Raw genomic sequence first — 1,141 nt, 5'->3', positions numbered from 1 at the left:
TTAATCGCCCAGTCTGGACGCCGGAAGCAAGTTGTTACAGTCAGTTCTCGATCGTTGATCGCGGGGCGGATATTCAACATGAAGTCACCCTAAGCAGTTATTCGTTGTCAAAGTATGAAGCGGAGTTGCTGGATTATGATGTTTACCTAAAAACATTAGGTCGACCATTTGAACAGAGTGAAGATGGAGGGAAGTACTTAGAGCGTAACTCAAAGGACTACCAAACATATTTACCTTATTTTACTAGTAAACCTGCCAGAGAAGTAAATTGGCAAGATGCAAAAAACTATTGCCTATGGCTGGGGCAATTGACCGCTTTACCAGTGGACCTGCCTACCGAAGCACAGTGGGAATATGCCGCGCGTAGCCGTGGTCAAAAACTCTACTACGCAACCAACAATGGCTTTATTCAGTTTAGGGGAAGGGGTTTCCATAATCCAGAATTAGGTGGCTATGAAGAATTTACCGAAAAAACCGTTAATGTTGATACGGACTTAAACCCTGTTGGTATGTTTGCGCCCAATCCCCTCGGTATTTACGATATGACTTACAATGCTGCTGAGTGGGTTAATGATTGGTACGCTAAAGATTATTACAAAGTGTCGCCGAAACTTGATCCACAAGGCCCCGCATCAGGTGAGTATAAAGTTATACGAGGCTGGGGGGCCATGGTCACGGTCGCTCGCGCATTTGACCCGATAGTAAGTGATAATCTGTCATACCGTTCAGGGTTTCGCTGCTCCGTCCAAAGCACGGAGCAAGCTTATTAGCCTCGAAAACGACCGCCTTACGGCGGTCGCTGTGGTTAAATATAGTAACCGTTGTTTTTATTTAAACGCGCGATTTGCCGTTCAACTGTCTCCCTCTTCTGCCTCCAACTCCAGCCAGAGCGCGGCGCAAACGGGGGCATTTGAGCAAAGTTGCTCTCGTTGATTTCCTTCACTTGCGCCAGTTTTAATACCCAGTTGTTAAAGCTTGTCTGTTGCTCACCATCTAAAATCGCATTGATGCGCGCCAAATTGTCAAACAACGCTTTGTCTTCTGCTTGTTTGCCACCTGACGGCTTTTCACCAGTAACATTCATGCGCGTGAGCACCTCTTCAAAACGTCGCCACGTTTTAACCCCACCAAGCAATAATAT

The 1,141-nt window shown here is 46.3% G+C and carries 1 protein-coding gene and 1 pseudogene; one reads left to right on the top strand and one right to left on the bottom strand.

The window, feature by feature from the left end:
• On the top strand, window positions 1-770 hold a 770-nt coding region (locus QTN95_RS20760), incomplete at its 5' end, for a formylglycine-generating enzyme family protein (protein WP_331418866.1).
• A gap of 35 nt (window positions 771-805) precedes the next feature.
• Here QTN95_RS20760 and QTN95_RS20755 read toward each other — a convergent pair.
• Window positions 806-1,141 (bottom strand): annotated as a pseudogene (locus QTN95_RS20755) (hypothetical protein); the annotation flags it as partial.

The sequence above is a fragment of the Vibrio sp. M260112 genome (assembly GCF_036533775.1).
Lineage (GTDB): Bacteria > Pseudomonadota > Gammaproteobacteria > Enterobacterales > Vibrionaceae > Vibrio.
This window is presented reverse-complemented; position numbering and strand designations above follow the sequence as displayed.